Origin of the sequence: Actinomadura sp. DC4 (assembly GCF_030406325.1) — a bacterium.
Taxonomy (GTDB): domain Bacteria; phylum Actinomycetota; class Actinomycetes; order Streptosporangiales; family Streptosporangiaceae; genus Actinoallomurus.
The window spans coordinates 121817-135697 of the sequence record NZ_JAUEQY010000011.1; the positions used below are offsets into that span (position 1 = coordinate 121817).

Consider the following 13881-nt stretch of genomic DNA (forward strand, 5'->3'; position numbering starts at 1 on the left):
GCTCGACCACGGGCTCCTGCGTGCGGCCCTGTTCGCCACGATGCGGTCGCAGCGGCACCACACCTTCCACGAGGTGATGCGGGGCTACGCCGCCGCCCTGAAGGAGCTGCGGCACGAGGACCCCGCCCTGGACTACGTGGACGACTGGCGCCGGTACTGGCACTTCGCCCCGTTCGGCGAGGACGAGCTGCGCGAGCACGTCGCCTACGGGCACATGTTCCCCGACGAGCACGCGTTCAGCCTTCTCGACCAGTACACGGACGCGCCGACCGGCCTGTTCTCGGCGCCGGACCCGCTCTCCGCGGCGGCGGTGACGTCCGAGCCGGTCCGGGCGAATCTGGAGTACCGGTTCCCGAAGCTGTCGGAGTGGCCGGCGTCCTTCACCGACGAGGCCGACCGGCTGGCCGGGCTGGAGCCTCCGGAGCGGGCGCAGGAGCTGGAGGCGATGTCCCAGCTGCAGCGGGAGACCCTGGCGACGAACCGTGAGTTCGTCTCCCGGCTGCGTCGGTCGGTGCCCCCGGAGGAGTTCACCGACGCCGCGGCGCGGCTGATGCTCCACGTGCCGCCGGAGTCGGAGCAGCCGGCGACGAGCCGGTTCCGTGCGCACGCCGCCATGGCCCGGATGCTGAGGAACGCCCCGGACGCGGCCGAGATGATGCTGAACGCGGACGCGCGAGTGTTCGTCCTCCCGAGGAACGAACTGCTGACGCGCTACGGACCCTGGCAGCACCTGGCCGGCAAGTTCAACAGTGGCGTGCCCGCCGAGCTCGGCCGGGGGCTCCAGGGCGGTCCCGTCGCGGCGGTGAGCGAGGAGGGTCTCATCGGCGAGTGGGCCTACATCGGCTTCACCTCGCCCGACGGGTACGGCACCCTCCCGCACGAGTTCGCGCACCTCATCTGGGCGCACGGGCTGACGGAGCAGGTCCGGACCGACGTCCGGGACATCTTCGACCGCAAGTGGCAGGACCCCACCGCCACGTGGCCGGACGGTGCTCTGTACAACCCGAAGCGGCCGGGACGGACCAACTACTCCTCCACGATGGTGGAGGAGTACTTCCCGCAGGCGGTGGTCGCCTTCTTCAAGGCGAACGCCGGCCTGGACCTGTACACCGGGCTGACGCGCCTCAACGGCGCTGAGGAGCTCCGTACCGGAGATCCGGAGATCTTCGCGGTCATGGAGCGGGTCTTCGGGCCCGCCGGGGATCGGATCGAGTCCAACCCGCTCTATGAGACCGGCCGGGACAACGAGATCCTCAAGCGGTTCCGGGAGTTCGTGAACGCGGCGGAGAACGGGACCTCGGCACGGTACGAGGAGGCGTACGGCAAGCGGACGTGGGAGATCGTCCGGGACGGCTACGAGCGTGCCCTGTCCACGGCGCTCGCCGACGACCCGCGCCTGACCGGCGTCGTCCGCCGCGTGAACCAGAGCCTCTTCACCCGGCTCGGCGGCCGGATGGGCGCCGAGACGGTCGCCAAGAGCTTCAACGGCGGCCGTCCGGCGGACGAGCTGGAACGCCGCCTCGCCGACGACGCGGGCTGGACGCTGCACGAGCTGATGGCCGACTTCCGCTCGGTGACCCAGAAGTTCCGCGACGACCTTGGCTGGCAGCACCACAAGCGCCCGTTCCCGCGCCGTCCGGACGACTGGATCGACCACCGGCTCGACCGCGGCTACAAGGTGGGCCGCCGGCTGTCGGAGAACCACGAGTGGATGTTCCGGGTCTTCCGCCAGCTCGACTTCGGGCCCGGCGAGCGCGCGTTGTTCCTCCGGGCGGCGATCGCCAACGGCAACCGCGGCTCCCTCTATGAGATCCTCACCGCGTGGCGTCACGTCGGGCTCGGTGACGATCCCGCGCACGCGGTGCCCGAGGAGGTGCTGGAGAGCGAGGCGGCGGCCCTGTACGAATGGGCCGACGCGACCTTCGCCCCGCGCACCGGCATCACCGATCCGGACGTGCTCGCCCAGCTGACGCCGCCGCACCTGAGCGAGCGGACGCAGACCTCGCTCGGCGCCGCCTCGACGGACCGGCCGGAGGGAACGGGCGCTCTCATGCGCACACCGCCGACGAGCCCGGTGGCCTCGCCGGGTGCGCCGGCGCAGGCCGGAACCACGGGCGTGAACTCCGGCTACCGGTTCGAGACCGTCACGGGCTGGCCGGCGTCTTTCGAGGTCGAGGCGGACCGGCTGGCAACCCTGTCGCGGAGCGAACGGGCGTCGGAGCTGCAGGCGATGTCCCAGCCGCAGCGCGAGACTCTGGCCTCGAACGCGGGATTCGTGGACCGTCTGGGCACCGGACTGAGAGACAAGGACGAGGAGTTCGCGGAGGCGGCGGCCCGGCTGATGCTGCGGGTCCCCGCGGAGGCGGAGCTGCCGGGGACGAGCCGGGAACTGGCCGTACGGATCATGGCCCGGATGCTGATGTTCGCACCCGACGCGGCGCGGGCGCTGCTCCGCGCGGACGCGCGGATGATGATCATCCCCAGGAACGAGCTGCTGACGAGCTACGAGCCGTGGGGTGCTCTCCGGCACACACTTTCGGATCGCGGCCTGTGGGCGGCCGCCCGTGGGGTGAAGAGCGGCCCGTTCGCGGTGGCGAGCGAGGAGAACCTCCTCGGCGAAGTCGGCGTCGTCGGCGGCACCATGCTGCACGGCTACGGCACCCTGGTGCACGAGTTCGCGCACCTCCTGTTCGCCTACGGGCTCGGCCAGAGCGAGAGGGACGAGATCCTCGCGATCTTCAACGCGAAGAAGGCCGATCCGAACGCGATCTATCCGGACGGGCCCCTGGCGCATCCGCAGGATCCGGGGAAGCAGAACTACTCCTCGACCAACGTCGACGAGTATTTCGCCCAGGCGGTGGCCACCTTCTTCGAGGCGAATCCCGGGGCCGACCACGAGACCGGGCTGGAGCGCCTCCACAGCGCCGCGGAGCTGCGCACGCACGACCCGAGGCTCGTGGCGATCCTGGAGTCGTACTTCGGATCGGCCGAGGAAGGCGTTCTCCCGTCCAACCCGCTCGCCCTGACCGCGGCCGACCACCAGATGTACGGCGCCTTCCGGGAGTTCAACGCGCTCGTCGAAGGCATCAGGCCGGCCCGGTTCGCCGCGCTTTATGAGAAGCCGGCCTGGGAGATCGCCCGTGGCCGGTACGAACGCGCCCTGCGTACGGCGCTGGCCACCGACCAGAGACTCACCGGCTCCTTCCTCCGGGGACTCCACCGGCTGTACACGGTCCTCAAGCAGAGCATCCCGGCCGACACCATCGCCCGGGGCATCATGGTGAAGGGTGCGTTCCTCTCCGCGGCCGAGCTCGAACAACGGCTCACCGACGAGACCGCCTGGTCGCTCTCGGAGGTCGCGTCGACGTTCCACTCGATGCTGAGCACCCATCGTGACCTGCTCGGCTGGCAGGACATGAAACGCCCGTTCCCCCTTCGCGGGAACGCCTGGATCGACGAGAAGATCGAGCTCGGCTTCCAGGTCGGCCGCCGGCCGTCCGCTCAGACGGAGTTCATGCTCCGGGTCTACCGGTATCTCCAGTTCGATCCCGGCGATCGCGCCCTGTTCCTGCGCGCCGCGGTCGCCAGCTCCACCGCGCCGCTGTTCGAGATCCTCGCGGCGTGGTCGTTCGTCGGGCTCGGCGAGGATTCCGCGCACCCGGTGCCCAACGAGGTCCTCGGCGGCGAGGCGGCCGAGCTGTACGACTGGGTCGACGCGACCTTCCGGCCACGTGACCTGACGACCGACCGGGCTCTGCTCTCCGACCTGGTACCTCCCCACCGTGCGATGGCCGAGAGCGAAACCGTCTCAGGCGAGGAAGCGGGCGAGTCCTCGTCGGAGCCGGCGCCGCGTCCGGAGCCCGTCACGGAGGCTCCGCCGCAGACCGGGAGCCTGCCGGGACGCAGCGTCCTCACCTCCGACGGCCGGCCCGTCGGTGAACACTTCTTCGCCCCGCCCTCGTCGTTCGCCCTCGCGCCGTCCGACGACCCGTTCGGCGTACGGGACTGGTCGGACGAACGGCTGCAGAGCACGCCCTTCTCCCTCCCGTCCACCGACCCGAAGCTGACCGCGTACACCGAGACGAACGGGAAGGACGCGCAGAAGGGCCAGGAGAACGGGGCGGACAGGACGGATGGGGTGAAGAACGCGCCGTCGACTCCGATACCCCGGCCGGCCGCCCAGCGCACCGGCAAGGGCTTCGGCGGCGGCAACGCGATGACCATCCACGACCCGTCGACTCCTTCGCGTCCGGTCGTCCGCCCGTTCGACCTGCCGGGCCGCCGGCTCGGCGACGAGGACGGGGGAAGCTGGACCGTCCCCGGAGGAGGCGATGAGCACCGCCCGGGCCAGGAGACGAACGGCGGCCCGCGGACCATCGACGATCCGAGGACACCCGAGCGTCCGCCGGCCCCGAGGCCGTTCGACCGGCAGGGCCGGACGCTCGGCGCGGGCAACGGGAAGGGCGAGGGCATCCGGGGCCTGACCAACAAGGACCGCGACGCCGCCAGGGCGGCACGCGCCAAACTGGGGCCGCCGAAGTCCAAGCCCGTCGTGGCCCGTTCGCAGCCCAGGGTCGTCGTCCTCCGCCAGGTCACCGACGAGTCCAACGGGACCAATGGCACCAACGGGAGCACCCGCTCCTCCGGATCCGGCGGCACGCTGCAGAACCGGTCCGGCGACGGCTCCGCCACCCTCCTCGAACAGCCCGTACGGGACACCGGCGAGTCGGTGACGACCACCGAGCCCACCGGCGTCGAGCCCGAGAGGCCCGCGCCGGTCGAGACGACCACGTCCACCGAGACGCCCGCGCCCGTCGAGACCCCGCCCGAAGCGCCGGTCATCGAGCCGGCCGAGGAGAGGCCGGCGACCGAGTCGCCTCTCGTCGAGACCGAGGGCAAGGAGCCGGTCGACGAGACGGTCTCCGTCTCGCCCGCGACCGAACGGCCCGTCGAGGACGAGAGTGCCGTCACGACTCCCGTCACCAGGCCCACGCCCCCACCGGCGCCCCCGCCGCCGAAGACGATCCGCCAGGCGCGTACGGAGCTGGAGGCGCTGCCGGAGGACCGCCGGACCCAGGCCATGCGCGACGCGGACATCATGCTGGCTCACATCGTCGGCCGCGCGCCGTCCGAGGAGCCGGGCGGGCGGCTCGCCACGCCGCTCGGCCGGGCCCGGGTGCTGGTCGCGGCCGAGACCGCCGCCTCGGGCCGGGCGGCGGGGTACCGGCTGGCGGAACGGCTGGCGCGCGACCCCGCGGTACGGGACCCGGGCAGCGCGCGGTCGCTGCCGGTGCTGCGGCTCCGGCCGGAGACCGTGGCCGGCCGGGTACGGACGACGCTGGACCGGCTGCCGGAGGATCGCCGCGCGAAGGCCATGTCGGACGCGGACGTGCTCCTGGGCGATCTCATCGGGCGGCTGCCGTCCGAGGAGGCGGGCGGACGGCTCGGTTCACCGCTGGGGCGGGCGCGGATGCTGCTGGCGGCCGAACTCGCCTTGGCGGGACGGCCGGCGGGTGAGGCGCTGGCCCGGCGGCTGGCGCGGGACCCGGCCCTGCGGGAGCCGGCTCCGGCCGCGCCCGTACTCCGGCTGGGGCCGGACGCGGCGTTCGATCGGGCGCAGACCACGCTGGGCGGGTTGACGGAGAAACGCCGCGGCGAGGTCTCGGCCGAGGCGGATGGAATCATGGGTGACCTGGTCGGCATGGTGCCCTCGGCCCACGAGAGCGGCCCGCACGGCACTCCGCTGTCCGAGGCCAGGGACCTGGTGGCGGCCGAGATCTCCCGTTCCGGCCGGGCCGCGGGCGAGGCGCTCGCGCGCCGGCTGGCGCCCGACCTGAACACGTCGGCCATTCCGTTCCACCCGGACATGCGCATCCTCACCGACAACAGCCGGCTGGAGCTCGCGCGGTCCACGCTGGAGACGATGCGGAGCGGCGAAGGCGACCACTACCAGCGGATCCTCGACGAGGCCCGGCTGATCATCCACGAACTGACCGGAGCCTTTCCCTCGCCGACCGCCCAGCGGGGGCAGGCCCGGATACTGCGAGCCGCCCTGACGCTGACGGCCGCGGAGATCCCCTGGTCCGGGCACCTGGGCGCCCGGCGGCTCGCCGCCGACATCCTCGGCGTTCCGCGTGCGGTACGGCCCGGTGCCAACACCCGGATCGTGGCCGCGTTCGCGAAGCTCGCCCGGCACGACCCGGACCGGGCCCGCCTCACGCTCAGCCTGCTGTCCGACGTCCGGCGTGAGCAACTCCTCCCGGAGACGGATCGCATCGTCCGGGAGGCCATCACCCACCCGCTCACCGGGCCGCCACGCGAGAAGGCACCGCGCGAGTGGCGGTGGCTCGTCGCCGCCGAGATCGCCCGGTCCGGCACCGCGGCGGGGCAGAAGCTCGCGCGCGGCCTGGTCGCGGACACGCCACCGCCGCCCCCGGCCGACGTGGCCGCGCCGAAGCGAGTGCGCTTCGCCGACGACCTCCCCGCCGACGAGAAGCCCGAGTCCGACATCGTGTCGGAGTCGGACCTCATGTCCGAGTCGGACCTCATGTCAGAGCGCGACCTGGGGTCCGACCTCGGCTTCGAGTCCGACCTGGAGTCCGAGACCGAAACCGTGTCCGAGGCCGGGTCCGAGACCAAGCCGGAGCCCACGCTGGACCCGGCCGGTCATGACGAGACGGCGACGACGGGCCCCCTGTCCCGGATGCCGGTCGAGGAAGTGATCGAGAAGACCGGCGTGGGCGTCGTCGACGGCCGGGTGGTGGCGGTCTGGCTGCCCGGCGCGCTGGAGAGCGGGCCGAAGCTCGACCTCGAGATGCTCCTCCATCTGGACAGGCTGCGCCTCGACGGCACCGTGTTCGTCTTCGCCGCCACGCGGGACGGCCAGGTCACGTACGAGAACCGGGAGATCACGACGGCCACGATGGCCGCGGCCGTCACGAGCAAGGCCCCCGGCCTGTCGCCGTTCCTGTGGATGAAGAACGGCGCGTCGGTCGCCAAGCCGCTGACGAACGCGATGGACGAGCCCGTGGTGGCCTCCCGGCACGAGCCGGTGCTGGACGAGAAGACCGGTGACCTGCGGCCACGCCGCCCCGGCGAAACCGAGACCGGACCGCTCCCCGAGGACGAGTGGTTCCACATGTACGCCCCGGGAGAGGAGGAGGCGCGGCCGTTCACCAACGGGCTGTTCGCTCCCCGCGACACGCCACCGGCCGATGTGGTCAAGTCCGCCTCGGACGGCAAGACGCCACCGGGCGACGTGGTCAAGCCCGTCTCGGGCGACAAGACCACACCACCGGACAACAAGACCACACCACCGGGCGACCAGGCCAAGCCCGTCTCGGACCCCTCGCCGCCCGACGTCGTCTCGGACCCGGCGGCCGAGCACGAGAAACCGCCGTTCCCGCCCGTACCCCCAGAGGTCCCGGAGCCGCCCGCGCAGGCGATGACGCCGATCGCCCTCAACCCGATGATCCGTTCGATCGGGGTGCCGCGCACGGGCCTGCCCCAGATGGCGGCGCTCATGGGCCGGATCCGGCAGGAGCTGGTCCAGGCGGGCGCGCGCTTCACCGAGAGCGACTTCAACCTGCTCCCGCACCGGCTGCTGTCCAACTACCCGTACCTGATCGGCACCGACGCCGAGGACGGCACGCAAGGTCTGCAGATACCGATCGGCAACGGCGAACTGCTCGTCACCCTCGATCCCGTCGACCCGCACACCGTGAACAATCCGGCGGGTTCGACGCTCGCGCCGTCGACCCTGCCGAAGGTCGAGGGCGATCACAAGGCCACGGGCACCGTCAACTCGGTCTTCGCGACCGGCGCGCACGTGCAGGTCCACTCCGGGCAGACGGGGGCGACCCGCGGCGCGGTCGCACTGACCTTCGGCATCGGCGCGACGCCGTTCGTCCTCCAGATGGTGAAGGTCGGCGGGGCTCTGTCCGGCACCACCAACCAGTCGAACCGGTCCAGCGTCCTCATCACCGACGCGGAGGGCGGCCGCGTCGAGGACAACCGGGCCGAGTCGAAGCTGATCTCCTACACCGGGCGCTGGTCGTTCAAGGTCCGCGTCGACCCGGCGCAGGGCTGGGAGACGACGCCGGTCCACAAGATCAAGGCCTCGACCAGCGAACGGCTGCTCCTGTGGATTCCGGACCACTATCTGGAGAACGCGCCGGACCAGATCACCGCGACCGGACCCAGGGTCAAGGACACGAAGCTGCCGGCGTTCTTCTTCGCCTCCGGGATGACCAACCTGCCCCGCCTGTTCGACGAGATCGTCGCGACGCTCCGTAACAACGGGCTGAAGCTGCCGATGGGCAGCCTGACCCGCAGGGAGCTGCTCCAGAAGCTGTGGAACCTGAACATGCATCTGGACGCCGCCGTCAACCAGCGGGCCGGCTACCACTTCGAGCTGCACAACAGGTACGGGCGGCCGGTGGCCATGGTGACGGTGCGCTCCCGGCGGCTCGCCGCCGCGCCGCGGGTCGGCACCACGAGCAACCTGTCGCACATCGAGAACGTACGTACCGCCATCGACGGCATCAGCGGCAGTCACACCCTCACCAACACCAGCACCCTGACGCTCCCCAGTGTGGAGTTCGACCTGATGCCGGTGCCGGGGAACCCCGACCCCGGCCTCGGCGTCATGGGCTCCCTCTCGTACACGTCCACGAACGCCAGCACGACCTCGGCGGGCAGGACCGGCCTCAACGTCGTCGTACCGCGCGACACCTCGAACACCGCCGCGTACGAGATGACGTTCGAGCACCGGGGCACGGTCAGCGTGCGGGGCAACAAGAACTCGACGGCGAGCCGGTCGACCCCCCGGATCAGGGGCAAGGCGCTGGTCCGGACGCCGGAGGCGGCGGCGTACGAGCACGGCCTCCCCGTCGACCGCGCGGCGCTGAAGCAGCCGCCGAAGAAGGGCCGGACCCAGGAGTACGCCGACGACGCGATCCGGACCACCAGCAGGCAGGAGACCGATCCCGCCAAGAGGAAGATGCCGAAGTGGCTCATGGAGGGCAACTTCGTCGGCACGGGCCGGCCGAGCGTGTCTCTGGACACCGTCCAGAACATCGACGACGCGATCAGGCCGACGCTGCGCCAGATGGGCTTCCTGCCGGAGAACGACGACCATCCCTTCGACGGGTACACGTGGTACGGCCACGGCAACAAGACGGACAGCCAGGTCGACAACCTCCGGCTGTTCGACAAGATGGTCTCCAGCCGCGGCATGGACTCTCACTACGACCAGGTCCACCAGGACGGCATGACCTTCACGCTCCGCAAGCGCCGCGGTGGCGTGGGGGTGGACTGGGACGTCGACTCCGTCGAGGTCCGCATCGTCGGGCGGCAGACCGCCGGCCGCACACCGGAGTTCCTCCGGACCACGAAGGACTTCCACACGGTCAACCTCGCGATGGGCATGGACAGCGCCGGCATGTCGGTCAGCCACTCGCGCAAGGTCGCCATCGGCGTCAAGATGAAGGGGCTCTTCCAGGTACTCAAGGCCGCCGTCATGGGCATCGAGTATCAGCGGATCGTCGGTGCCACGGACGCGTTGAACTACCTCACCAACCTTCCCGATCTCCGCGAGACCGGAGAGCGCGTCATCGTGGCCCGGACGCACAGCGACTACACGATCCACCTCTCGTTCCAGCACTCCGGCCGCCAGGGCCGGGTGAGCAAGGGCAAGCGCGACCCGGCGCCGATCCAGGTCAAGAACGGGACCGCCGAGCTGTACGTGCTGCCGCTCGGCACCGAGCCGGGCGACACGAAGCCCGGCCGGGCGCCGGCCACCGTGCTCGACCAGGGCACCGTCTACTTCCTCGACACCACCGGCGTGCACGACGCCGTCCAGGCGCTCGGCCGCCTCGTCGACCCGGCCGGGTCGGCGGCCGCGGACCGGAACACCTTCACGAGCAACATCGAGATGCGGGCGCACGCGAAGGAGATCTTCAACCACGAGTACACGACGGACCGGCCGTTCGAGTCCGGAGTGTTCCGCGACCGGTTCGGCGCGATGGACATCCGCGGTGAGATCAACGACGTCACCTTCGGCGGGATCTCGGCCGACCCGGGCGTCCTGGGCAAGATCACTCTTGGGCTGGCCGAGAGCCGCATCACCGACAGCAGCTCGCACGGCTGGACCTGGGACCAGCTCGACCTCGCCCTGGGCGGCGACGCGGGGCCCGCCCACCTGACCGGAGAGACCGACGTCAACCGGCACTGGCAGCACAACCGGTCCCGTACGAAGGGCACTGTCGGCGGCGACGAGCGTCTGCAGCTCAGCTTCGACCGGTGGGTGATCTTCCTGGCCAAGGCGACCTTCGAGGTCACCAGCCGCATGGAGAAGCACGCCAAGCTGGTGCCCACCGGCAGCCCGGAGCACAGCACGGTGCGCGTCGGGCCCCGGACGATGGCGTTCGTCCTGCCCGAGACCGAGGCCATGGAGCAGTACGCGGACGGCGACCTGCCGCTGTCCGACCGGTACCTCAGGGACGCCATGCGCCGCTGGCAGGCCGGCAGCCTCGTGCTGGAGGGGAACCTCGTCGCGAGGATCCTGACGCGCTGGAACGGAGAGCTCGCCGGGAAGCTCCGGACCACCCGGTTCGCCGACACGCTGTCCCACACGCACCGCACCGGCATGGCCGAGATCCAGGACCAGCGGATCCGGAACGACTTCAACCGGGTCTTCGGGCAGCGGCTCGCCGCCCCGCGCGACCCGTCCGCCTGGCCCGCGGCGCCGGCCGACATCGTCGACTACAACCGGCACCGCGCGTCGCTGACGGACCGGCGGCTGGTCGAGGTGCTGAGGGAGTGGCAGGCCGGCGACCTGCGGCTGCGCGGCGACGTGGTGGCGCGGGTGCTGACGCGCTGGCACGAGGAGGCGCCCACCCTGCCGAAGAACATGCGGGTCTGGCGGGACAGGTTCGTCCGCGCGCTGGCCCGCATGCACGACACCGGTGCGGCACGGGTCCGGACCGGACGGATACGGAACGGCTTCAACGCGGCCTTCGGGGTGCGGCTCGACGCCACGGCCGGCCCGGCCCGGCCCGCGGCGCCGGCGGACATCGTCGCGTACGCCGGCGGCCGCGGCGGAGCGCTGCCGGATCGGCGGCTGGCCCAGGTGCTGGATGAGTGGCGCAAGGGCGACCAGCGGTACAGCGGTGACCTGATAGCGCAGATCCTGGTGCGCCGGCAGGAGCAGGTGCCCGACGTACGGGTACGGCCGGCCAAATTCGCCGAGACGCTCACCCGCATGCACCGCGCCGGCACGACCCAGATCCGCGACGACGGCGTACGGGATCGCTTCAACACCGCGTTCGGCAGGACTCTCGGCGCCCCGCACGACACGTACGCGACGCCCGCGATGCCGGCGGACGTCGTCGCGTACGCCGAGGGCCGTGAGCCGCTCACGGACGAGCGGCTGGGCGAGGTGTTCCGGGCTTGGCTGGACGGCGACCGGCTGCTGAGCGGCGACGTGGCGGCACGGGCCCTCATGCGCTGGCACCGGGACGTCCCCGAGCCGCCGGTGGGGCTGCGGGTGAACCGCGCACCGCTGGTGGGCGTCCTGGCCGAGCGGCACGCCGACGGCGCGGTGCCGATCACCTCCCTTCAGATCCGGGACGAGTTCAACACGGCCTTCCAGCAGAAGCTGTCCCACCCGAGGCTCTCCCCGGACCGGGTGGTGCTGCCGGAGTACCTCACCAGGACGGATCCGGAAGGCCGCCTTCTCGGGCACTCCGGAATCGAGTATCTGGACTGGGACAACGGCCTGAGCACGTACCAGAACATCCGGGCCATGGTCGAGCAGGTGGCACCGGGTCTGCTGGCGGCCGGCGCGGAGATCTGGGACGGCCGGGGCCGGCGGGTCGGCAAGATGCAGGGCAACGTGGACGCGCTGCAGGCGATCATGGCGCGCGGGCGCGACCAGGCGATCTGGAACGACGTGCTCGGCGGGAAGTCCCTGTACCTGGTCGCCCCCGTCGGCTGGCTCCTGACGGGTTACGTCGAGATCAACCTGAAGGCACTGCTGACCTCGCAGCCGAAGGTGCTCTTCCGCCGGCGGAAACGGGGTCTGCTGGTCTACTCACACGGCTACATCGGCACGGCCGAGTCCAGTTCGAAGGACGGGTCGCAGGCGTGGATGTACGCCAAGTTCTCCCCGGGCGGCGACCGGGCCGGCGGTCCGCTCGATCTCAAGGCCGCCGACGGACACCACCGTGGCACGACGCACGCGGAGAACGCGGTCAAAGAGCAGACCGTCTTCCACTTCAAAGAGGTCGACGTCGTGCGGTACCGGCAGAGCCTGGCGGCGAGCGTCCGGTGGGTCAAGACGTCCGGCCGTCCGCTGAACAACCTGCTGCTGTCCGCGACCAAGAGCGTGACGAACCACGGTAAGACCGCCCAGACCACCTTCCACGGCAAGCTGGACGTCCAGATACCGGCCCCGTTGAGCGAGGCGGGCGTGATCCACGGTCCGGAGCAGCTGCCGGACGTCCTCCCGATGCCGAAGCTCCCCTCCAACGTCTACGTCACCGGTGTGCTCGCGGACGACGTGCCGATCGCCGCCAAGGCGGCGATCGCCAAGAAGTTCGGCCCGAAGTGGTACGAGAAGGTGCTAGGTGCCAAGTCCGGCGATCCCGACAGGCTGAGGAGCCTCGCGCTGTCGACGGTGTTCTCGCGAGCGCACCTGGCGAACCACCTGCACGAGGCGACGGGCGGCGACCGGTACGAGCTTCCCCCGGACCTGTTCGGCTTCGGCGACTCCAGCGAGCGCGCGGCGATGGGGCTCGAGATGGAGCTCTTCGACCCGCAGATCATCGGACGGGTGGTCGAGGACACCGGCACCGGCCGCTACATCAAACACCAGAGCGGCACCACCGCGAACAACAGCTCGGACGGGATCCGCACCACCGGCGAGTACGCCATAGCCGGCAACGACCTGATCAACCCGCTTCCCAAGCCCGAGGGGGACAACCCGCCGCCGCAGCGCCCCGACCACACGTGGGAGTTCAAGGACTCCGGCAGCCGCACCACGTCGGCGAACCAGAACAGCGCGGGCACCGAGAACTACCGGCGCGAGCAGGACGCCAAGGAACTCGGTGCGCTGCTGGAGATCCGCGTGCGCACCCTGAGCTGGCTGCACACGCAGAAGATGAACCATCACCTCCTGCGTAAGCCGACGAAGGCCGGTGACCCGGCGCGCGACGCCCCGATTCTCGGCACCACGTACTTCAAGATCTATGAGGCGCAGTACGAGACGTGGCTCAAGGAGCACCGCGAGAACGTGCTGCAGGCCCAGCTGGCGCTGGCGAGCCGGGTGGACCCGCTCGAGTGGACCAGGCTGCGCACCGCGCCCCGGCGCGACCTGGCCCCGCTGCTCGTCCGGGCGGCGGAGCTCGGCTACACCGCCTCCCGCGCCCACCACCATCTCGTCCGCGACCTCCGGGCGCAGGGCGACGCCGGTCGTCCGCTGGTGCTCACCCACGGTGCGAGCGTGCGGGCCGCGAATTACCGGGCGATTCTCAACTGGGCGGCCACGACCATCACCGAGGACCTGAGAGCCGCGGGCATGAGCGCCTCGACTCCCAGGAGCGTCACGACGTACCGGAACCGCGCGGCGCTGCCGGACAGCACACTGTTCGCCGACCTGGGCGGCGTCCCCGTCGACCGCGAGATCACCCAGATCATCAACGAGGTCAACCAGGTGCACGCGCTGCACCCGGACAACGCGGTGGGTGCTCCGGCCGCTCTGCCGCCAGAGGTGGCGCTGCTCGGTCTGGACCCGGTCCACCTCGCCCGCGACATCGCGCGCGAGCTGGTCTCGCACGTACGGGTGGACGTCGAACAGCCGGACGGGACCGTGCGCAGCCA

1 protein-coding gene (running past both ends of the window) is annotated in these 13881 nt (G+C 71.2%); it reads left to right on the forward strand.

All 13881 nt of this window come from inside a single coding sequence — locus tag QWU11_RS19690, phospholipase D-like domain-containing protein (RefSeq protein ID WP_290115243.1), on the forward strand. Of the gene's 56283 coding nucleotides, 28799 precede the window and 13603 follow it; the stretch shown corresponds to coding positions 28800-42680 (codon 9600, partial, through codon 14227, partial); the first complete codon in view begins at position 2. Both codon boundaries (start and stop) fall beyond the window edges.